At 72.0% G+C, this 20,749-nt stretch carries 16 protein-coding genes; 9 read left to right on the top strand and 7 right to left on the bottom strand.

Annotated features, from left to right (window positions below; all coding sequences use genetic code 11):
* The first annotated feature begins 118 nt into the window (after positions 1–118).
* Positions 119–1,105: an ATP-binding protein gene (locus ACGFWJ_RS15335; protein WP_387639075.1), complete on the top strand. Its 987-nt coding sequence runs from the start codon at positions 119–121 to the stop codon at positions 1,103–1,105.
* Between the two features lie 338 nt (positions 1,106–1,443).
* Positions 1,444–3,819: a SulP family inorganic anion transporter gene (locus tag ACGFWJ_RS15330; protein ID WP_392949366.1), complete on the top strand. Its 2,376-nt coding sequence runs from the start codon at positions 1,444–1,446 to the stop codon at positions 3,817–3,819.
* A 197-nt stretch (positions 3,820–4,016) separates the two neighbouring features.
* Here ACGFWJ_RS15330 and ACGFWJ_RS15325 read toward each other — a convergent pair whose 3' ends face one another.
* On the bottom strand, positions 4,017–4,538 hold the full coding sequence (locus ACGFWJ_RS15325; RefSeq protein ID WP_392949364.1) for a hypothetical protein: 522 nt from the start codon (positions 4,536–4,538) through the stop codon (positions 4,017–4,019).
* Between the two features lie 309 nt (positions 4,539–4,847).
* Here ACGFWJ_RS15325 and acs point away from each other — a divergent pair, with 309 nt between their 5' ends.
* The 4 genes from acs to ACGFWJ_RS15305 all read left to right on the top strand — a co-directional run bounded on the left by acs (position 4,848) and on the right by ACGFWJ_RS15305 (position 9,968).
* Positions 4,848–6,800 carry an acetate--CoA ligase gene (acs, locus tag ACGFWJ_RS15320; RefSeq protein WP_392949361.1) on the top strand — a complete coding sequence of 651 codons (1,953 nt, stop codon included), beginning with the start codon at positions 4,848–4,850 and terminating at the stop codon, positions 6,798–6,800.
* Positions 6,801–7,030: 230 nt separating this feature from the next.
* The gene (gene nhaA / locus ACGFWJ_RS15315; protein ID WP_392949359.1) at positions 7,031–8,320 is read left to right on the top strand and encodes a Na+/H+ antiporter NhaA; all 1,290 of its coding nucleotides are present in this window, start codon (positions 7,031–7,033) and stop codon (positions 8,318–8,320) included.
* Positions 8,321–8,444: 124 nt separating this feature from the next.
* A complete protein-coding gene (locus ACGFWJ_RS15310; protein WP_380471970.1) occupies positions 8,445–8,921 on the top strand; it encodes a phage holin family protein in 477 nt (158 codons plus the stop codon).
* A gap of 99 nt (positions 8,922–9,020) precedes the next feature.
* Positions 9,021–9,968 (top strand): alpha/beta fold hydrolase, encoded by a 948-nt coding sequence (locus ACGFWJ_RS15305; protein WP_392949462.1) that lies wholly within the window; start codon positions 9,021–9,023, stop codon positions 9,966–9,968.
* A gap of 546 nt (positions 9,969–10,514) precedes the next feature.
* Here the strand turns inward: ACGFWJ_RS15305 and ACGFWJ_RS15300 are convergent.
* A complete protein-coding gene (locus ACGFWJ_RS15300; RefSeq protein WP_387639088.1) occupies positions 10,515–11,216 on the bottom strand; it encodes a metal-dependent hydrolase in 702 nt (233 codons plus the stop codon).
* 124 nt (positions 11,217–11,340) lie between these two features.
* Complete coding sequence (locus tag ACGFWJ_RS15295) at positions 11,341–12,525, bottom strand: MarP family serine protease (protein WP_387639090.1); 1,185 nt, start codon at positions 12,523–12,525, stop codon at positions 11,341–11,343.
* Between the two features lie 145 nt (positions 12,526–12,670).
* On the opposite strand from ACGFWJ_RS15295, the gene ACGFWJ_RS15290 reads away from it, so the two are divergent.
* Entirely contained in the window at positions 12,671–13,477 is an 807-nt protein-coding gene (locus ACGFWJ_RS15290; RefSeq protein ID WP_387639092.1) for a DUF4389 domain-containing protein, read from the top strand.
* Positions 13,478–13,484: 7 nt separating this feature from the next.
* On the opposite strand, the gene ACGFWJ_RS15285 is transcribed toward ACGFWJ_RS15290, so the two are convergent.
* From ACGFWJ_RS15285 to ACGFWJ_RS15270, 4 genes are all read right to left on the bottom strand, one after another.
* Positions 13,485–14,180 carry an NUDIX hydrolase gene (locus tag ACGFWJ_RS15285; RefSeq protein ID WP_387860787.1) on the bottom strand — a complete coding sequence of 232 codons (696 nt, stop codon included), beginning with the start codon at positions 14,178–14,180 and terminating at the stop codon, positions 13,485–13,487.
* The gene (gene nth / locus ACGFWJ_RS15280; RefSeq protein WP_392949355.1) at positions 14,177–15,052 is read right to left on the bottom strand and encodes an endonuclease III; all 876 of its coding nucleotides are present in this window, start codon (positions 15,050–15,052) and stop codon (positions 14,177–14,179) included. Before nth ends, ACGFWJ_RS15285 begins: the two co-directional genes overlap by 4 nt.
* Positions 15,053–15,162: 110 nt before the next feature.
* Positions 15,163–16,590 carry an MFS transporter gene (locus ACGFWJ_RS15275; RefSeq protein WP_392949352.1) on the bottom strand — a complete coding sequence of 476 codons (1,428 nt, stop codon included), beginning with the start codon at positions 16,588–16,590 and terminating at the stop codon, positions 15,163–15,165.
* 95 nt (positions 16,591–16,685) lie between these two features.
* Positions 16,686–17,651, bottom strand: a complete 966-nt coding sequence (locus tag ACGFWJ_RS15270; protein WP_392949349.1) for a hypothetical protein — start codon at positions 17,649–17,651, stop codon at positions 16,686–16,688.
* Positions 17,652–18,008: 357 nt separating this feature from the next.
* On the opposite strand from ACGFWJ_RS15270, the gene ACGFWJ_RS15265 reads away from it, so the two are divergent.
* Complete coding sequence (locus ACGFWJ_RS15265) at positions 18,009–18,281, top strand: heavy-metal-associated domain-containing protein (protein ID WP_392949347.1); 273 nt, start codon at positions 18,009–18,011, stop codon at positions 18,279–18,281.
* Between the two features lie 56 nt (positions 18,282–18,337).
* Positions 18,338–20,590, top strand: coding sequence for a heavy metal translocating P-type ATPase (locus tag ACGFWJ_RS15260; protein ID WP_392949344.1), 2,253 nt, complete (start codon positions 18,338–18,340; stop codon positions 20,588–20,590).
* The last annotated feature ends 159 nt before the right edge of the window (positions 20,591–20,749 follow it).

Genomic DNA, 20,749 nt, shown 5'->3' with positions numbered 1-20,749 from the left:
CGGTGACGATAACGATTTCCAACAAGCGTCCTGCCGCGGCGGCAGTGCCATCGCACCCCGCGGCAGCCCGTGGCACACAGAGCTACAGCACTACAGAGCCAAAGAGCCGGAGACTCAGATGAAGATCGCCTTCGTCGGCAAGGGCGGCAGCGGCAAGACCACCCTGTCCGCACTGTTCATTCGCCACCTGGCCGCCGCCGGCTGTCCGGTGGTCGCCGTCGATGCGGACATCAACCAGCATCTGGGCCCGGCCCTCGGCCTGACGGATGCCCAGGCGGCTTCGCTGCCCTCGCTCGGCGCGCACCTGCCGGAGATCAAGGAGTACCTGCGCGGCGCCAACCCGCTGATCCGCTCCGCCGAGGAAATGATCAAGACCACTCCGCCCGGCCCCGGCTCCCGGCTGCTGCGGATCGTCGAGGAGAACCCGGTGTACGCGGCCTGCGCCCGGCCGGTCGCCCTGGACGAGGGCTCGGTGCGACTGCTGGCGACCGGCGCGTTCACCGAGGAGGACCTCGGGGTGGCCTGCTACCACTCCAAGGTCGGCGCCGTGGAACTGCTGCTCAACCACCTGCTGGACGGCCCGGACGAGTACCTGGTCACCGACATGACGGCCGGCTCCGACTCGTTCGCCTCCGGCCTGTTCACCCGCTTCGACCTGACCTTCCTGGTCGCCGAACCGACCCGCAAGGGCGTCTCGGTGTATCGCCAGTACAAGGAGTACGCCCAGGACTTCGACGTCCACCTGCGGGTGATCGGCAACAAGGTGCAGAGCGCGGACGACCTCGAGTTCCTGCGCCGCGAGGTCGGTGACGACCTGTACGCCTCGTTCGGGCACTCCGACTGGGTGCGGCGGCTGGAGCGCGGGGACGAGCCGCCGCTGCGCGAGCTGGAACCGGCCAACCGCGAGGTGCTGGGCCGGCTGCGGACCGCCGCGGACGCCGCCCACCAACTGCGCGACCGCGGCCGCTACAGCGCCCAGGCGGTCCGCTTCCACCTGCGCAACGCGGAGAGCTGGGGCAACGCCAAGATCGGCGCGGACCTGGCCACCCAGGTGGACCCGGACTACGTGCTGGGCGCCGAACAGGCCCGGACCGCCGGGGTCTGAACCGCCCGCCCGAGGGGCCGGCTCGTCCTGCTGGACGGGCCGGCCCCTCGGCGTTTGCGACGAATTCCCGCTTGGTTCGAGTACCACACGATGTGGTGAAAAGCCCTTTTTGCGCTTCCACCGAACGCGCACGCTGTGCAAAGGTCTCATTACTCTCGGTTTACCAAGTCTTGAACCCGGGTCGCCACTGGCCGTCGCCGCGCACCCCGGACTCCGCGCGGCCACCCACCGTCAGGCCGCCCCGCCACACCCGCTGCGACCCACGACAGCCGATCCGACCGAGACCTCACCGCCGGACCTGACTGCGTTCGTTCCCCCGGAAGAAGACGGGAAGAGACATGACCCTCGACATTTCCAGCGCCCCCATCGCCTCCGACACCACCGACCACGCCCCGCCGGGCACCCCCGCCGCCTCGGCTGGGGGCACCTCCGCCGGGCAGCGGGTGCGCGCGCTGCTGGCGCACGACCTGCCGGCCTCGCTCGCGGTGTTCCTGATCGCGGTGCCGTTCTCGCTCGGCATCGCGCTGGCCACCGGCGCGCCGCTGACGGCCGGCCTGGTCGCGGCCGCCGTGGGCGGATTGGTGGCCGGCCTGCTCGGCGGGACCCACTTGCAGGTCAGCGGGCCCTCCGCCGCGCTCACCGTGGTCACCGCCGGGGTGATCGCCCAGTACGGCTGGCAGACCGCCTGCCTGGTGACGGTCGCCGCCGGCCTGCTGCAGCTGCTGCTCGGCTCGCTGCGGGTGGCCCGCGCCGCGCTCGCGGTCTCCCCCGCCGTGGTGCACGGACTGCTGGCCGGAGTGGGCCTCACCATCGCGATTGCCCAACTGCACGTCATCCTCGGTGGTTCGCCGCAGAGTTCGGCCCTCGCCGACCTGCGCTCGCTCCCCGGCGAACTGGCCGGCCCGCACCCACCCGCGCTGGTGGTCGGCCTGCTCGCACTCGCCGTGCTCTTCGGCTGGCCGAGGCTCGGCCGGCTGCCCGGCCCGATCGGCCGGTTCGGCACCCGGCTGGCCCGGCTGCCCGCCGCCCTGGTCGCGGTCGCCGCCGCCACCACGCTGTCGCTCATCGCCGAACTGCGCCTGGCCCGGGTCGAACTCCCGGTCTGGGAGCACCACCAGTTCTTCTTGCCCCCCTCACCGGGCATGCCGGCCGGCCACTGGGCGGCCCTGCTCGGTCTGGTGCTCACGGTCGCCGTGGTGGCCGGTGTCGAGTCCCTGCTGTCCTCCGTCGCCGTCGACCGGATGACCCGCCGGGCCGGCGACCTGAATCGCGAACTGCGCGCCCAGGGTGTGTCCAACCTGCTCTCCGGGCTGCTCGGTGGCCTCCCGGTGGCCGGCGGCGCAGTGCGCTCCACCGCCAATGTGCAGGCGGGGGCGGCCACCCGGATGTCGGCGGTGCTGCACGGCTGCTGGGTGCTGGTCGCCGCGCTGGCGCTGACCGCCGGGCTGCGCCGGATCCCGCTGGCCGCACTCGCCGCGCTGGTGCTGGTGGTCGGTGTGCAGATGGTGAGCTTCGCGCACATCCGCCGGGTGCACCGGCACCGCGAGTTCCCGGTCTACCTGGCCACCGTGCTCGGCGTGGTGCTGCTCGGCGTCCCGCTCGGGGTGGTCCTCGGCGGCTCGGTCGCCGTGCTGCTCGCCCTCTACCGGCTGACGCGGGCGCACGTCGAGGTGATCGCCGAACCGGACGGCTCCTGCACCGTCCGCACCCACGGTCCGCTGACGTTCGTGGCGGTGCCCAGGCTGAGCCGGGCGTTCGCCCGGATCCCGGCCGGCGCCCGGGTGACGGTCCGGCACGACGGCTCCTTCCTCGACCACGCCGCGTTCGAGGCGTTGCACGCCTGGCGCGCCGACCATCAGGCCACGGGCGCCCAGGTCTCGATGCTGACCGACCGCCAGGCACAGGAGGTGCTCGACCCGGACGGCACCGTCCTGGTCGACGACGCCCCGGGCGGGCACCGCTGCAGTGCCTGGACGCCCTGGGTCGGCCACCACTGCATCGAGCCGGACGAGGACGATCCGCACGTCCGGCTGCTGCACGGCGTGCGCGGCTTCCAGCAGCACACCGCCCCGCTGGTCCGCCAGGAACTGGCCCGGCTGGCCCGCGACGGCCAGACCCCCTCGCAGCTCTTCCTCACCTGCGCGGATTCCCGGATGGTCACCAGCATGATCACCAGCTCCGGCCCGGGCGATCTCTTCACCGTCCGCAATGTCGGCAACCTGGTGCCCGCCCCGTACGAACCGGGCGCGGCAGACGATTCGGTGGCCGCTGCCGTCCAGTACGCGGTGGAGGTGCTGGAGGTCGCCTCGATCACGGTCTGCGGGCACTCCGGCTGCGGCGCGATGAAGGCCCTGCTGGACGGGGTGACGGAGCAGACGGGGCCGCCCACCGCGCTGGCCCGGTGGCTGCGCAACGGACGCGGGTCACTGGCCCGACTGCGGCGGGCCCCAGCGGAGTTCGAGGGCCGCGCGGCGGCGGATGTGGCCGAGCAGCTGTGCATCACCAATGTGGTGCAGCAGCTTGACCAGTTGATGGCCAATCCGGCCGTCGAACGCCGGGTGTCGGACGGGTCGCTGCGCCTGGTCGGGATGTACTTCGACTTCGCCACCGCCCAGGCCTATGTGATGGACAGTCGGTCGGGCCGCTTCGCGCCGGTGCACGCGGAGGCCGAGCACCCAGCCGGGCAGACGCCGAAACCGGAACTGGCCGCGTAGCCGACAGCGCGACCGGGCAGCCGTCGGCCGTCGGCCACCGGCCACCGGCCGCCGGAGACCCGACGCCGGCCGCAGTCCGCGAACGGCAACCGCAAGAGCAGCCGCTGGGCGCAGACCGCCAACTGCCGGTCGCGAAGAAGAAGAAGAAGAAGAAGACAGGGGCGCGTGGAGACAACTCCAGCGCCCCTGATTGCGCGTCAACCGCCGGTTCGGTGGTTGAGCAGGTTGGCCAGGTCCGCGGGGGTGACGTAGCCGGGCCAGCGATGGTCGTCGAACAGGTGGACGCCGGCGTCCTGGTAGCACTGGTCGACGAGTTGCGAGCAGATCATGTGCTTGGTGGAGGCGACGTACTTGCGCAGCGGCGGGCCTGCGGGGAGGTGCAGGCGGGCGGCGGCGAGGGCGAGGTAGTCGGTGAAGGAGTAGGGGGTGCCGAGGTAGGAGCGGGCAGCGGTGGTGATGGCGGTGCGCTGGTCGTCGGTGAGCGGTATGCGGCCGGTGGACCAGAGCACGGGGTGTCCGTCGTAGTCGCCGAGCGGATCGAGTGCCGCTCCGCCCGGCTGGGCCTCAACCACGTGGCCGTCGCCAACGAAGACGAAGGCGTGTTCGTAGTCGGAGAAGCCGTCGCCGTTGAGGAATTGTCCGATCCGGATCAGGCGGCCGGTGCGGCCGTCCATGCGGACGACCGCGAAGTCGCCCGGCCGGGGTGAGGTGTCGGTCATGCAGAACCCCCGCCACTGTCGCGTACGGTGATGGGTTGCGTACTGACAGTGGAGTACCGGGGCCGGGGGTCGTCAAGGTGCTGTGCGGGATTGATCGCCCCTGGGGGCGGGAAGGCGTCGGGTACGACCGGCCGAGCGGCATCGGAGGCATCCACCCGGGGCGCAGCCTCCTGTCGATCAAAGGTCTACACCAATTTTCCGGAGCCTCTTGTCAACACGGCTCTTGGCCTGGTGAGCTGTGCGCTGGGACACACGGGACCATCCTCCGCACGGGGTTCCCGGTATTTGAGACTCGATGAGGAGTGCGCGTTGAGCAACGAGAGCCTGGCCAACCTGCTCAAGGAGGAGCGGCGCTTCGCCCCGCCCGCGGAGCTCGCCGCCTCCGCCAACGTCACCGCCGACGCCTACGCCCAGGCCTCCGAGGACCGGCTGGCTTTCTGGGCCGAGCAGGCCCGCCGGCTGAGCTGGGCGGTCGAGCCCACCGAGACCCTGGACTGGTCGAACCCGCCGTTCGCCAAGTGGTTCGCGGACGGCAAGCTCAACGTGGCGTACAACTGCGTCGACCGCCACGTCGAGGCCGGCAACGGCGACCGGGTCGCGATCCACTTCGAGGGTGAGCCGGGCGACAGCCGGGCCATCACCTACGCGCAGCTGAAGGACGAGGTCTCCAAGGCCGCCAACGCGCTGCTGGAGCTGGGCGTGGCCAAGGGCGACCGGGTCGCCGTCTACCTGCCGATGATCCCCGAGGCGGTGGTCTCGATGCTTGCCTGCGCCCGCATCGGCGCCGCCCACTCGGTGGTCTTCGGCGGTTTCTCGGCCGACGCGGTCGCCTCCCGCATCCAGGACGCCGACGCCAAGGTGGTGATCACCGCCGACGGCGGCTACCGCCGCGGCAAGCCGTCCGCGCTGAAGCCGGCCATCGACGAGGCGCTGACCAAGGTCGACGGCGTGGAGAAGGTCCTGGTCGTGCGCCGCACCGGCGAGGAGGTGGCCTGGACCGAGGGCCGCGACGTCTGGTGGCACGAGCTGGTCGACAGCCAGTCCGCGGAGCACACCCCGGAGGCGCACGACGCCGAGCAGCCGCTGTTCATCCTCTACACCTCGGGCACCACCGGTAAGCCCAAGGGCATCCTGCACACCTCCGGCGGCTACCTGACCCAGGCGAGCTACACCCACCACGCGGTGTTCGACCTGAAGCCGGAGACCGACGTCTACTGGTGCACCGCCGACATCGGCTGGGTCACCGGCCACTCGTACATCGCGTACGGCCCGCTCGCCAACGGCGCCACCCAGGTGATCTACGAGGGCACCCCGGACACCCCGCACCAGGGCCGGTTCTGGGAGATCGTGCAGAAGTACGGCGTCACCGTCCTCTACACGGCGCCCACCGCGATCCGCACCTTCATGAAGTGGGGCGACGACATCCCGGCCCGCTACGACCTGTCGAGCCTGCGGGTGCTGGGTTCGGTCGGCGAGCCGATCAACCCGGAGGCATGGGTCTGGTACCGGGAGCACATCGGCGCGGGCAAGACCCCGATCGTCGACACCTGGTGGCAGACCGAGACCGGCGCAATGATGATCAGCCCGCTGCCGGGCGTCACCGAGACCAAGCCGGGCTCGGCCCAGCGCGCCCTGCCGGGCATCGCCGCCACCGTGGTGGACGACGAGGCCCGCGAGGTGCCGAACGGCTCCGGCGGCTACCTGGTGCTGACCGAGCCGTGGCCGTCCATGCTGCGCACCATCTGGGGCGACGACCAGCGCTACATCGACACCTACTGGTCGCGCTTCGAAGGTCGCTACTTCGCCGGTGACGGTGCGAAGAAGGACGAGGACGGCGACATCTGGCTGCTCGGCCGGGTGGACGACGTGATGCTGGTGTCCGGTCACAACATCTCGACCACCGAGGTCGAGTCGGCGCTGGTCGGGCACCCGGCGGTGGCCGAGTCCGCGGTGGTCGGCGCGAGCGACGCCACCACCGGCCAGGCGATCGTGGCGTTCGTGATCCTGCGCGGCAGCGCCACCGACAGCCCCGACCTGATCGCGGAGCTGCGCAACCACGTGGGCAAGACGCTCGGCCCGATCGCCAAGCCGAAGCAGATCAAGGTGGTCTCCGAGCTGCCGAAGACCCGCTCCGGCAAGATCATGCGCCGCCTGCTGCGCGACATCGCCGAGGGCCGCGAGGTGGGCGACACCACCACGCTGGCCGACTCCACGGTGATGAACCTGATCCAGTCCCAGCTGCCGGGCGGCACCGAGGACTGATTAACCGTCAGACAACGGGCCGGGCCCGCTCCGTGAGACCTCGGAGCGGGCCCGGCCCGTTGTCGTTCCCGGGCACCCAAACACTCATAAAGTGAGACAGAACGACATACCTCTTGCCGCACCCCGTTAGGATGTCAAGGAACCATCAAGGTTCTGAGGCGCGCCGGGAAGTCTGGTCGGCACTGCACCACCCGTGTGTCCGCATGCCGCCCGCCTCAGGAGGTCCCCCCGTGGCCAGCCCGTCCAACGAGCGCCGCCAGTTCCTCGGTCTGCTCCCGCTGCCCGAACGCCGCTTCCTCGCCGACGCGCTGCGCACCGAGACGGTCGGCGGGGTACTGCTGCTGGGCGCCGCCCTGGTCGCGCTGATCTGGGCGAACGTCTGGCCGCACGCTTACGAGACGGTCCGCGGGCTGACCTTCGGCCCGTCCGCGCCGCTGCACCTGGACCTCCCGCTGGAGGCCTGGGTGCAGGACGGACTGCTGACGATCTTCTTCTTCGTCGCGGGCATCGAGCTGAAACGCGAGTTCGTGGCCGGGGAGCTGCGCACGCCGAGCGCGGCGCTGCTGCCGGTGGTGGCGGCGGTGTGCGGTGTGGCGCTGCCGGCGGTGCTGTACACGGTGGTGAACGTGGTCGGGAACGGCCATCCGGCGGGCTGGGCGATCCCGACCGCCACTGACATCGCGTTCGCGCTGGGCGTGCTGGCCGTGGTGGGCAGCCACCTGCCGTCCGCGCTGCGGGCGTTCCTGCTGACCCTGGCGGTGGTGGACGACCTGATCGCGATCCTGATCATCGCGGTCTTCTACTCGACCGGGATCACCTTCTGGGCGCTGGGCGCGGCGTTCGTGGGCCTGGTGCTGTTCTGGTTCCTGCACCGGCGCGGGCTGGGCCGCTGGTGGGTGATGGTGCCGCTGGGCGTGGTGATCTGGGCGCTGATGCACGAGAGCGGCGTCCACGCGACGGTGGCCGGTGTGGCGATGGGCCTGATCCTGCGCTGCCACCGCGAGGAGGGCGAGGAGCACTCCCCCGGCGAGCACGTCGAGCACCTGGTGCGTCCGCTGTCGGCGGGGTTCGCGGTGCCGATGTTCGCGCTGTTCGCGGCGGGGGTGCCGGTGTCCGCGAAGGCGCTGGGCGAGGTGTTCACCGAGGCCGCGCCGCTGGGCATCCTGATCGGCCTGCTGATCGGCAAGTCGGTGGGCATCTTCGGCGGCACCTGGCTGGCCGCCCGCTACACCAGGGCCACCCTGAACCCGCAGCTGACCTGGTCCGACATGTTCGCGCTGGCCACCGTGGCGGGCATCGGTTTCACGGTGTCGCTGCTGATCAGCGACCTGGCGTTCGTCGGCGACCCGCACCTGGCCGAGCTGTGCAAGGAGGCCGTCCTGGTCGGCTCGCTGACCTGCGCGGTGGTCGGCACCCTGCTACTCAAGCGCCGCAACCGGTACTACCGGCAGCTGTGCGAGGACGAGGAGCGCGATTCGGACGGCGACGGCATCCCCGATGTGTACCAACAGCGGGGGTGACACGCCGTCCGCCGGGGACCCGGAGTGGTGCCCGACTCACCGGTAGGGGCATGATGCTGAGCTGACACCCGTGCGTGACGCACCCTCAGCGCGCCGCACCAAGCCCGCGAAGTGGAGACCGCCGATGGCCGCAGGAGCCACCAACCCGAACGGCAACGGCCGCATCCCGCACGAGGGCGAGCGCACCGTCGGCGAGCTGTTCGCCGCCGCCTCCGCCGAGCTCTCCAGCCTGGTGCACGACGAGATCGCGCTGGCCAAGGCCGAGATCAAGGCGGACGTGGTGCGCGGCGGCATCGGCACCGCGGCCGGGGTGGTGGCCGGCGTGGTGGCGCTGGCATCGATCCCGATGTTCTCGTTCGCCTTCGCCTGGGGCCTGCAGGCGCTGGGCATCACCACCGGCTGGTCGTTCGCCATCGTCGGCGGTGCGTACGTGCTGATCGCGCTGCTGCTGGCGTTCATGATGATCCGGTACTTCAAGAAGGTCCGGAAGCCGGAGCGCACCATCGCCGGTGCGCAGGCCACCGCGCAGGTGCTGAAGAACGCCCGGCCGAGGCCGGCCACCAAGGAAGAGATCGACCGGGCGCTGGGCCGGATCCAGTGACCGACGGCCGGTAACGGTTTACGCCCGGGTGTGAGTGCCGGGCAGGTACGGAGGGCGCGGGTATGACAGGCTGCGGGTATGTCGTTGGACCAGAAGCCCGTGGATGAGCCCGCCTCCGTTCCCGTCCGGCCGGGTGCCGGGGAGCCGTGGAGCGTCCGCTCGGCCGGGCCGTGGACGCACCGCGATCTGGCCGCGAACGGCGCGCGTTTCCACATCGCCGAACTCGGCGAGGGCCCGCTGGTGCTGCTGGTGCACGGCTGGCCCGAGTACTGGTGGGCGTGGCGGCACCAGCTGACGGCGCTCGCCGAGGCGGGCTTCCGGGCGGTGGCGCTGGACCTGCGCGGGATGGGCGGTTCGGACCGCACGCCGCGCGGCTACGACCCCGGCAACCTGGCGCTGGACGTCACCGGCGTGATCCGTTCGCTCGGCGAGCGGCAGGCGCACCTGGTGGGCCACGGCACCGGCGGCACGCTGGCCTGGGTGGCCGCGGTGATGCGCCCCTCGGTGATCCGCAGTCTGACGGTGGTGTCGGCCGCGCACCCGCGGCACCTGCGGCGGGCGCTGCTCACCGACCGCCGGCAGATCGCCGCGTTCGAACACGTGCTGGGCTTCCAGCGGCCGTGGATCCCGGAGCGCCGGCTGGTCGCGGACGACGGGGCGCTGGTCGGCGACTACCTGCGGGCCTGGACCGGGCCGAACACGCTGCCCGAGGAGGCGGTGACGTCCTACCGCCAGGCGATCCAGGTGCCCAGCACCGCGCACTGCTCGATCGAGCCGTACCGCTGGCTGATGCGCTCGATGGCCCGGCCGGACGGCATCCAGTTCGCGCGCCGGATGAAGAAGCAGATCAGCGCGCCGGTGCTGCACGTGCAGGGTGCCGCCGACCCGGTGCTGCTGTCGCGCACCGCGCTGGGGGCGGGCGAGTTCGTCTCCGCGCCGTACCGGTGGCGACTGCTTCCGGGGGTGGGGCACTTCCCGCACGAGGAGGTGCCGGAGGAGTTCACGTCGGAGCTGATCGGGTGGGTCCGGCAGCACAAGGACGGCTGACCCTCCGACGCCAACGCCCGTACGCCGAAGCAGACTTGACGGCGTTCATATGACAAGCGCATAAGCCAGTCGCATGCCGCCAGGGCGGTTACTCCGGGCGGCCCCAGGGAATCCCTCCGGTATGACCTGGATGCCCGATCGAGAAGCCCAGCCGCGCCGAGGCCGCCGTGGCAGCAGCAACTCGCAGCAGCACGTTCCGCAGCCGGACTGGCCCTACCAGCCGACCGAACGGACGCCACGCGGCGCGGGGTACCGGCTCGGAATTCCGAAGATCATCGGACGGCGCGCCCGCTGGGTCGGCGCGAGGCTCCGCCGGGAGGGGTGAGCCCGCGAAGCGGCCGGGGCCGCGAGGGGCGTGAAACCGGGGGCGCGTGGGGGCACCTCCCAGCCCCCTAGGGCTGGGGGAGAACTGCGCGACAGGCGCAAAGCCCGTCCGCAAGGTCGCGAGCACGTGCAAGTCATTGCCCTGCATCGCGATCTTACGGTTGGGGCCTTCCGCTTCGCGCAGTTCCCCGCGCCCCTGGTGGAGCTTCCCCTGGTGGTGCTTCAGCCCAGCACGCTCGGCGAGATCGCGGTGGACCAGAGCAGCAGCCCGAAGGTCGCCACCGACATCACCGGGACCAGGATCTTGGTCTCCATGTCGTTGCCGGTGCGCTTGATCAGCACGACCTCGTAGCGCTCTTTGTGCGGCCACAGCAGTGGCGAGCCCTGCTTGGTCAGGCAGTCGCCGAGCAGGTGCGCCAGGGTGCCCAGGGCCACCGCGTACGGCAGCCAGCCCGGGGCGTCGGGCAGCCAGGTGAGCATGCCGAAGGTGCCGAGCGCGGCCAGGCCGACCACGATGATCCACGGCGCATGCCCGTGGCCCGGCGGGTGCAGGCGCAGCGCCTTGATCGCCATGGCGAGCAGGAAGAACGTCAGGCCGATGGTGAAGTACCGGCCCAGGAAGGTGATGCCGGCCCAGCTGCCGGCGCCCATCAGGGCGACGAACAGCAGCGAGTGGGTGGCGTGCCGGTGGCCGCCGGAGGCCCAGGCGACGAAGCGGCACAGCGCCTTGGAGATGGGGCCGAGGAAGTTGGCGATCGTCCCGTCGTGGTGGTCGAGGTCCGGCAGCAGCGCCGCGCCCGCGCACAGCACGGTGCCCATCAGCACGCCGGCCGGCGTCAGGTGAATGCCCATCAGCGGTGGGACGAACGGCGCGGTGGCCGCGAACAGCAGCGCGCCGCTGACCGCGTGCGAGTGACCCATCATGACGTCTGTCGAACCTCCCGTCGGGCTCCGCCGGGGGCGACCCGGCTGGGCCGTTCGGGTGAGCTCCGCCGACGCTACCAGGCAGGGCCGACGGGTCGTCAGGGAATGCTCGGCGGGTGGACGGTCAGAGCGCGCAGCCCTCGGTGCCGACCTTGCCGGTGGCGGTGGCACCCTCGGTGACGTCCTCCTTCACCTCGGCGGCGGTCAGCACGTAGCCGGTGTCGGAGCTGTCCAGGGACTTGGCGAACACCACCCCGTACACCTGGCCGTCCGGGGTGAGCAGCGGGCCGCCGCTGTTGCCCTGGCGGACCAGTGAGCGGACCGAATAGACGTCGCGGACCACCTGGCCGCGGTGGTAGATGTCCGGGCCGTTGGCCTGGATGCGACCGCGGATGCGGGCGGGCTGGACGTTGAAGGCGCCGTTCTCGGGGAAGCCCGCGACGATCGCCGAGTCGTTGGTCCGCGCTTCGCCGGCGAAGGTCAGCGGCGGGGCGTTCAGCCGGGGGACGTCCAGCACGGCGATGTCGCGCTGCCAGTCGTAGCGGACCACGGTGGCGTCGTAGAGCTGGCCGGTGCCGCCGATCTGCACGGTCGGCTCGTCGACGCCGCCGACCACGTGCGCGTTGGTCATCACCCGGTGCGGGGCGAACACGAAGCCGGAGCCCTCCAGGGTCTTGCCGCAGGAGGGGGCGGTGCCCAGCACCTTCACCAGCGAACCCTTGGCCTTCTGCACGCCCGCGCTGCCGGCCAGTGCCGGGTCGGGCGGTTCCACCTCGGTGATCGGCTCCTGCTCGAACGGGTTGAACACCTGCGGGAAGCCGTTGCGGGCGAGTTCCTTGCTGAAGTCGGAGAACCAGTTCGGGGCGTCGGACGGCAGCGCCGACTGCACCGAGCCGAGCACCTTGGAGGTGCGCACCTGCTTGGAGACCGTCGGCAGTGAGGTGCCTGCCAGTGCCGAGCCGATCAGCCAGGCCACCAGCAGCATGGACATCACGTTCACCAGCGAGCCGCCGACCGCGTCCAGCGCCTTGACCTTGCCGCGGCCGATCCGTCCGCGCAGCTTCCAGCCGAAGTGGGTGGTGATCGCCTGGCCGATCGCGGCGAGCACGATCACCACGACGACCGCCACCACCGAGGCGGTGGTGCCCTGGGAGAGGTGGCGCAGCAGGAGCGGGAGCAGCTGGACGGCGATCAGGCCGCCGCCAAGGAAACCGAGCACCGAGAGCACGCCGACCACGAAGCCCTGCCGATAGCCGGAGACGGCGAAGCCCAGTGCGGCGGCGATCAGCAGCAGATCCAGGACGTTCACCCGGATACCCTCCCACGTCCCACCGGGCGGGGGACACCGGCCACCGGTGGTCGCCCGATCGGGTCAGCCCGGCGGGCAACGCGCCCGGATTGGTTGCGACTGTCTGACCATCCGGACAGCTGACGAGGGACCAGGGAGTCGTGCCATGGAACAGCCCAGGTGGGACGTGCCCGTCGTGGAGCGCACCGAGTTCCAACCGGCCCTGGACCTCCCGCCGTCCGCCCGGCAGAACCGGCTCACCGTGCTGCTGCGTCTGCTGCTGCTGATCCCGCAGTTCATCGTGCTGTGGCTGCTGTCGATCGTGGCCTTCGTGGTCACGGTGATCGGCTGGTTCGGCGCGCTGTTCACCGGCCGGCTCCCCCGGTTCGCCGCCGAGTGGCTCTCCGGGTACCTGGCGTACGACACCAGGGTCTACGCCTCGATGCTGCTGCTGGTCGACCGCTACCCGCCGTTCCGCTTCGCCGCACCCGAGCACCCGGTGCGGATCGAGGTGCGCCCCGGCGAGCCGCTGAACCGGCTCGCGGTGTTCTTCCGGCTGCTGCTGGTCATCCCCGCTGCGATCATCCAGGGCCTGCTGCAGGCCGGCTGGTGGACGCTGTCCGTGATCAACTGGCTGATCGTGCTGATCATGGGCCGGATGCCGCAGGCACTGTTCGAGGCCACCGCCGCCGTGCTGCGCTACCGGATGCGGTTCCAGGCGTACCTGATGATGCTCACCTCCGCCTACCCCAAGGGCGTGTTCGGCGACCCACCGAACTCCGAGCCGCAGCGCTCCGCGACCCGGCCGCTGGTGCTGACCGGGGCCGCGAAGGCGCTGCTGGTGATCTACCTGGTGCTCGGGGCGGCGTCGTGGGCGGCGAGCTCGGCGAGCGACGAGTGGAACAACGAGGACAAGAACCCCGGCACCAACGGCGTGATCTCGACGCTCGCCCCGCTGCGCGTCGAACGCTGAGCGGCGGTCAGGAGCGGTGGCGCAGCGACAGCGCCACCGCCTCCTCGGAGAGTTCGACGGTGCGGCCGCTGTCCCAGGGCCGCTCCAGGCCGCTGAAGTGCAGCACCCGGTCGATCACCCCCGCCGTGAAGCCCCACACCAGCCGGCCGGCCACCTGGAACGCCGGGCCGGTGGTACCGGACGGGTGGCGCAGCCGGGCCCGGTTCGCCGGGTCGGTCAGCTCCGCCAGCGGCACCCGGAACACCGCGCCGGTCTCCGCCGGGTCCACCACCGCGACCGGCGACTCGTGCCGCCACCAGCCGAGCACCGGCGTCACCACGAAGCCGCTCACCGGGATGTACAGCGCGGGCAACCGGGCGAACAGCTGCACGCCGGACGGGTCGAGCCCGGTCTCCTCGGTGGCCTCGCGGAGCGCCGCCGCCAGCGGACCGGCGGTGGCCGGGTCGCCGTCCTCCGGGTCCAGCGCGCCGCCCGGGAAGGACGGCTGGCCGGCGTGCGAGCGCAGGCTGCGGGCCCGCTCGATCAGCAGCAGGTCCGGGCCGGTCGGGCCCTCGCCGAACAGCATCAGCACCGCCGACGGCCTGCCTCCCTCGGCGGGCGGCAGGAACCGGCTCAGCTGCTCCGGCACCGCCCGCTCGGCGGCGTCGCGCACCGGCAGCAGCCAGTCGGGCAGACCGTCCCGAAGCACTGCGGGCCCCGTCATGCCTTGCCTCCCACGTTCTTCCGGGCCGCCCGCACCGCGGCCGGGGCGGTGTCGGGCAGCGGGTGTCCGGCCGCGACCTCGGCGCGGGCCGCCGCCTCGCCCGGGAAGTCGGCCGGGGGGCGCAGACGCTGGCCGGGCTGTCCGGCGAGCTCGTACTTGAGCAGCTTGCGGGCCTGCTCGGGGTCGGTCTCGCCGATGCCGTACGACGGGCAGAGCGGCGCGATCGGGCAGGCCCCGCAGGCGGGCTTGCGGGCGTGGCAGACCCGGCGGCCGTGGAACACCACGCGGTGCGAGAGCATCGTCCACTCGGACTTCGGGAAGATCGCGCCGACCTCGGCCTCGACCTGTTCCGGGTCCTCGGCGGTGGTCCAGCCGAAGCGGCGGGCGAGGCGTCCGAAGTGCGTGTCGACGGTGATTCCGCTGCCGCCGAAAGCGTTCCCGATCACAACGTTGGCGGTCTTGCGGCCGACTCCGGGGAGGGTGATCAGGTCCTCCAGTTTGCGCGGTACCTCGCCGTCGTAGCGGTCGCGGAGCGCGATCGACAGGCCGATCAGCGACTTCGCCTTGGCCCGGAAGAACCCCGTCGGACGGACGATCTCCTCCAGCTCCTCGGGGACGGCCGCCGCGAGATCCTCCGGCGTCGGGTACTTGGCGAACAGTGCCGGGGTGGTCTGATTGACCCTCAGGTCCGTGGTCTGCGCCGACAGCACGGTCGCCACCAGCAGCTGAAACGGCCCGTCGAAGTCCAACTCCGGGTGCGCGTACGGGTAAAGCTCCGCCAGCTCACGGTTGATCTTCCGGGCCCTGCGCACCATCCCCAGGTGCGTCTCGGGCTTCTTCCGCCCGGCCTTCGCGACCTTGCTCTCTGCCATGCACGAAGGCTACGCCGATCCGCGGGGCCCCCGGCCGCTTTGCCCCGAGGACGACGCACTGCCCGGCGCTCCACCGGGGAGCGCCGGGCAGCCGGTGCGGGCGGGGTGGATCAGGCGGCGGCCTCCACGGGCTCGGTGGCGGGGGCCGGGGTGCGCAGGGTCAGGAGCGAAGCCAGGGCGCCGAGCAGAGCCAGGGCGGCGGCGCCGAGGAAGGCGGCGGAGAAGCCGTGGGTCAGGGCGACCGGGTTGCCGATCTCCCGGGCGCCGTTGGCGGCGGCGACGGCGGTCATGGCGGCCAGGCCCAGGGCCGAACCGACCTGGTAGGAGGTGTTGACGATGCCGGAGGCGAGGCCGCCCTCGGCGGGGTTCGGGACGGCGAGCGCGGTGCCCAGCGACGGGATGAAGGCGAGCGCCATGCCGACGGCGGCGAGCAGCGAGGCCGGCAGGACGTCGACCGCGAAGCTGCCGTCCGGGCGGGCCAGCGACAGCCAGTACATGCCGGCGGCGAGCGCGGCCAGGCCGGTGACGATCAGCGGCTTCGGGCCGAAGCGGGCGATCAGGCGGGGCGCCAGGACGATCATCATCAGCATGATCGCGGCGGTCATCGGCAGCAGCGCCGCACCCGAGGCGAACGCCTTCAGGCCGAGCACCTGCTGCAGGTAGAGGTTGAGGAAGAACCACATCGGGATCCAGGCCGCCGCCATCAGCAGCTGCGCCAGGTTGGCGCCCGCCAGGTTCGGGCTGCGCCAGATGCCGAGGCGCATCAGCGGCTCGCTGCGGCGGGACTGGACGGCGACGAACGCGGCGATCAGCAGGAGACCGGCGGCCAGCACCAGCCAGGTCTGCGCGGAGTCCCAGCCGACCTCGGGGGCACGGACGATGGCGAACACGGTGACGGCGAGGCCGGCGGTGACGGTGATCGCGCCCAGCCAGTCGATCGAACCGCGGCGGACCGCGGCGGCGGGCATCACGGACGGGCTCATCGCGAGCACGATCAGCGCCACCGGGAGGTTGATCCAGAACACCCACTCCCAGCTGGCGTACTGGGTGATCAGACCGCCGAGGAAGACGCCCGCGGTGCCGCCGGCCGGGGCGGCCGCGCCGTACAGGGCGAAGGCCTTGGGCAGTTCGGTGGGACGTCCGCCGAACAGGGTCATCAGCAGGGTGAGCGCGGCCGGAGCGATCAGCGCCGAGCCGGCGCCCTGGGCGGCGCGGCCGACCAGTTCGACCCAGGCGGTGCCGGCCAGGCCGGCCACCAGGGAGCCGGCGGCGAGGACGATCCAGCCGGCGGCGAAGACGCGCTTGGCACCGAGCAGGTCGGACAGGCGTCCGCCGAGCAGCAGCAGACCGCCGAAGGCGATCACGTAGGCGTTGAACACCCAGGACAGGTTCTCCTGCGACAACCCGAGCGCGGTCTGCATCTTCGGCAGGGCCACGCCGATGATCGAGGTGTCCATGATGACCATGAACTGGGCGAGGGCGATTAAGGCGAGCGCCGTCCAGCGGCGGGGTGCGGGGGGTGCGGTGAGGTCTGACATGGCCGGGAGCTCCTCTGGAGATATACCGGGAGGGGGTATGTGCGCGACGTGGGTGTGCGCGGGCCTGGAATCCGCGCGGGGAGTGGGGCGGCCGATCAGTGGTGGTGGGCCGACTCGCTGGGGGTCGGGCTCGGGGCCGGGGTGGTGGCGGGGGCGCCGTCCGCGCCGGCGGTGAGAGTGAAGACGGCGGTGTGGACGGTGCCGGCGTGCTGGAAGTCCAGGAACAGCCGGTAGTCGCCCGCGGTGGGGGCGGTGGCCGCGAAGTCGACCTCCGGGCCGGGCTTGGTGACGCCGTCGCCGGGCTCGCCGTTCGGGTGGACGTGCAGGTAGCCGAGGTCTCCGGCGCGCAGCACCACCAGGTGGCCGTAGGCGGCGAGGTAGGGGTCGAGGTCGGCGACCGGTCGGCCGTCCTTCGACACCGCGAAGGCGAGCTTGCTCGCCTTGCCGGCCGTCAGGTCGCCGGTGAGGGTCACGGTGTAGCCGTCGACGGTGACCGAGCGGCCGGTCTCCGGGAGGGCGGCCGGCTGGTAGTCGCCGCCGGCGTGCAGGTCCGCGCCGAGCGTCAGCGCCTCGTCCCCCGCGGCCGGGGTGAAGTCGGCGAACACCCGGTAGTCGCCGGCCTTGGCGATGTTCGCCGGGACGCTCCAGGTACCGTCCGCCGCGCGGACCGGGTGCAGGTGCTGGAAGGACGTCAGGTCGCGGCTGGCGATGATCAGGTGGAGCTCCTTCTCGTGCGCCGGCCGGTACGCGGTGAGCGGCTTCCCGTCCGCGGCCAGCACCCGGAAGCTCAGCTCGGTCGGACCGGCGGCCGGGACCACCGGGCGGTCGAGGCTCAGGGTGTAGCCGCCCTCGGAGATCTGCAGACCGCCGACCGGATGGTCGTCCTTGCCGGCGCTGCCGCCGTGTTCCTCGTGACCGGCGGCGCCGTGGTTCCCGTCGGCGCCGTGCGCGGCGCGGGGCGCGGCCGGGGTGCCTCCGACGGCGTGGCCGACTCCGAAGGCGGCGCCGAACGCGACGGCGAGTCCGGACGCGAAGACGGCGACTTTGAGTGCGGTGTTCATGGCGGACTCCCTTGGCGTTGGCGGTGCCTTGCGACATCACGGAGTAGATACCCCCCAGGGGTATGAGTCAAGCGCCTCGAAGCGTGGAGGCAGGCCACCGCGAGGCTTGCGTGGAGCGAGAGTTGCGAGGTCAGGGGCGGTGCGGGCCGGGGGTGGCACGGCGTCGGAAATTTTTCGCAGCCGGAGGAACGGCCCGCCACCGGAGGGAACTGCACCCGGCCCACACCCCCCACAGGGCCGGGCAGGCCCTGAAATTCGGGCCGGGAAGCCCTTGCGAGGCATACCCCCCAGGGGTATAAATGTTGCCACCGGGAGGGATACCCCCTCCGGGTATCGAGAACTTCAACGGAGGATCCCATGTCCTGCTGCTCCAGCGACGGCACCTGCTCCACCACCGCGACCATCGCCGCGCCGGCCGCCGTCACCACCGTGTTCGCGGTGTCGGGGATGACCTGCGGGCACTGCGAGAAGACCGTCGGCAAGGCGATCGGGGCGCTCGAGGGCGTCGAGGCCGTGCAGGTGGACGTGAAGAACGGGCTGGTCACCGTCGGTTCGGTGGCCGAGCTCGACGACGAGACGGTGCGCGCCGCCGTCGACGAGGCCGGCTACGAGCTGACCGGCCGCGCCTGAGGAACGAAGGAACCCGGCCACCCGCCGGGATGTTCGAAACCCACGAGGAGCCCCTGATGACCACCCAGGCAGCACCCGCCTCCACCGAGGTGGAACTCCGCATCGGCGGCATGACCTGTGCCTCTTGCGCCGCGCGGATCGAGAAGAAGCTCAACCGCATGGACGGCGTCCAGGCCACGGTCAACTACGCCACCGAGAAGGCCAAGGTGGTCATCGACGGGCCCGTGGAGGTCTCCGCCCTGATCGCCACCGTGGAAGCCACCGGCTACACGGCCGCACTGCCGGAGCCCCCGGCCGAGGACAAGGGCGAGCAGGCCGCCGACGCGGCCGACGAGCTGGCCCCGCTGCGGCAGCGGCTGATCACCTCGCTGACCCTGGCCGTGCCGGTGATCGCGATGGCGATGGTGCCGGCGCTCCAGTTCGACAACTGGCAGTGGCTGTCGCTGACGCTGGCCGCACCGGTCGTGACGTACGCGGCGTGGCCGTTCCACCGCGCCGCCTGGACCAACGCCAAGCACGGCGCCGCCACCATGGACACCCTGGTCTCGCTGGGCACCGGCGCCGCGTTCCTGTGGTCGCTGTGGGCGCTGTTCTTCGGCGACGCGGGCATGCCGGGCATGCGGCACGGCTTCGAGTTCACCATCGCCCGCTCCGACGGCGCTTCGAACATCTACCTGGAGGCGGCGGCCGGCGTCACCGCGTTCATCCTGGCCGGCCGGTACTTCGAGGCCCGGTCGAAGCGGACGGCGGGCGCGGCACTGAAGGCGCTGCTGGAACTGGGCGCGAAGGACGTGACGGTGCTGCGGGACGGCCGCGAGGTGCGGGTCCCGATCGGGCAGCTGGCCGTCGGGGACCGGTTCGTGGTCCGTCCCGGCGAGAAGATCGCCACCGACGGCACCGTGGTCGAGGGCAGCTCCGCCGTGGACGCCTCGATGCTGACCGGCGAATCGGTGCCGGTCGAGGTCGGCCCCGGCGACGCGGTGACGGGCGCGACCGTCAACGCGGGCGGCCGGCTGGTGATCGAGGCCACCCGGGTCGGCGCGGACACCCAGCTGGCCCGGATGGCGAAGCTGGTCGAGGACGCGCAGAACGGCAAGGCCGCCGCGCAGCGCCTGGCGGACCGGATCTCCGGCGTGTTCGTGCCGGTCGTGATCACCCTGGCGCTCGCCACCCTGGGCTACTGGCTGGGCACCGGCGAGGGCTGGACCGCCGCCTTCACCGCCGCCGTCGCCGTCCTGATCATCGCCTGCCCCTGCGCCCTGGGCCTGGCCACCCCGACCGCGCTACTGGTCGGCACCGGTCGCGGTGCCCAGCTGGGCATCCTGATCAAGGGCCCCGAGGTCCTGGAGAACACCCGCAAGGTCGACACCATCGTGCTGGACAAGACCGGCACCGTGACCACCGGCAAGATGACCCTGGTCGGCGTGCACACCGTCGAGGGCACCACCGAGGACGAGGCGCTGCGGCTGGCCGGCGCGCTGGAGCACGCCTCCGAGCACCCGATCGCCCAGGCCGTGGCCACCGCCGCGCAGGAGAAGTTCGGCGAGCTGGAGGCGGTCGAGAGCTTCGAGAACGTCCCCGGCCTGGGTGTGCAGGGCGTGGTCGACGGCCACGCGGTGGTCGCCGGACGTGAGGCACTGCTGGCCGACTGGGCGCAGCACCTGCCGGCGGAGCTGGTGACGGCCAAGGCCGAGGCCGAGCGGGCCGGCCGGACCGCGATCGCGGTCGGCTGGGACGGCGCGGCGCGGGCCGTGCTGGAGGTGGCGGACGCGGTGAAGCCGACCAGTGCCGAGGCGATCGCCGAACTGCGGGCGCTGGGCCTGCGTCCGGTGCTGCTGACCGGTGACAACAGGCTGGTGGCGGAGTCGGTGGCGGCCGAGGTGGGCATCCCCGCCGAGGACGTGATCGCCGAGGTGCTGCCGGAGGACAAGGTCGCCACCGTGCAGCGGCTGCAGGCCAAGGGCCGGACGGTCGCGATGGTCGGCGACGGCGTCAACGACGCGGCCGCCCTCGCCCAGGCCGACCTGGGCCTGGCCATCGGCACCGGCACCGACGCCGCCATCGAGGCCGCCGATCTGACCCTGGTCCGCGGCGACCTCCGCTGCGCGGCGGACGCGATCCGGCTGTCGCGGCGGACCCTCGCCACCATCAAGGGCAACCTGTTCTGGGCCTTCGCCTACAACGTGGCCGCCCTGCCGCTGGCGGCGACCGGCCTGCTCAACCCGATGATCGCGGGCGCCGCGATGGCCTTCTCCTCGGTCTTCGTGGTCGGCAACAGCCTGCGGCTGCGGACCTTCAAGGCCCGCTGAGCCTCAGGTGGAAGGAGTCCGGTCCGGGAGTCTCCCGGGCCGGACTCCGGCGTTTCCGGGACCGGCCGGTTGGCCGGTCGGTTGGCCGGTCGGTTGGCCGTCGGTTGGCCGTCGGTCGACCGATCAGTTTCCGAGAAGCCGCGGCGGTGGCCCCGTTCC

The sequence above is a fragment of the Kitasatospora sp. NPDC048407 genome (assembly GCF_043200475.1).
Lineage (GTDB): Bacteria > Actinomycetota > Actinomycetes > Streptomycetales > Streptomycetaceae > Kitasatospora.
This window is presented reverse-complemented; position numbering and strand designations above follow the sequence as displayed.

Excerpts from the sequence above, each read along its gene's own strand:
- ACGFWJ_RS15310 (WP_380471970.1), top strand. The coding sequence starts at position 8,445 with ATGGCCGCAGGAGCCACCAACCCGAACGGCAACGGCCGCATCCCGCAC.
- ACGFWJ_RS15265 (WP_392949347.1), top strand. The coding sequence starts at position 18,009 with ATGTCCTGCTGCTCCAGCGACGGCACCTGCTCCACCACCGCGACCATC.
- nth (WP_392949355.1), bottom strand. The coding sequence starts at position 15,052 with ATGGCAGAGAGCAAGGTCGCGAAGGCCGGGCGGAAGAAGCCCGAGACG.
- ACGFWJ_RS15335 (WP_387639075.1), top strand. The coding sequence starts at position 119 with ATGAAGATCGCCTTCGTCGGCAAGGGCGGCAGCGGCAAGACCACCCTG.
- ACGFWJ_RS15290 (WP_387639092.1), top strand. The coding sequence starts at position 12,671 with ATGGAACAGCCCAGGTGGGACGTGCCCGTCGTGGAGCGCACCGAGTTC.
- ACGFWJ_RS15270 (WP_392949349.1), bottom strand. The coding sequence starts at position 17,651 with ATGAACACCGCACTCAAAGTCGCCGTCTTCGCGTCCGGACTCGCCGTC.
- ACGFWJ_RS15325 (WP_392949364.1), bottom strand. The coding sequence starts at position 4,538 with ATGACCGACACCTCACCCCGGCCGGGCGACTTCGCGGTCGTCCGCATG.
- ACGFWJ_RS15275 (WP_392949352.1), bottom strand. The coding sequence starts at position 16,590 with ATGTCAGACCTCACCGCACCCCCCGCACCCCGCCGCTGGACGGCGCTC.
- ACGFWJ_RS15285 (WP_387860787.1), bottom strand. The coding sequence starts at position 14,180 with ATGACGGGGCCCGCAGTGCTTCGGGACGGTCTGCCCGACTGGCTGCTG.
- ACGFWJ_RS15300 (WP_387639088.1), bottom strand. The coding sequence starts at position 11,216 with ATGATGGGTCACTCGCACGCGGTCAGCGGCGCGCTGCTGTTCGCGGCC.
- ACGFWJ_RS15260 (WP_392949344.1), top strand. The coding sequence starts at position 18,338 with ATGACCACCCAGGCAGCACCCGCCTCCACCGAGGTGGAACTCCGCATC.
- ACGFWJ_RS15330 (WP_392949366.1), top strand. The coding sequence starts at position 1,444 with ATGACCCTCGACATTTCCAGCGCCCCCATCGCCTCCGACACCACCGAC.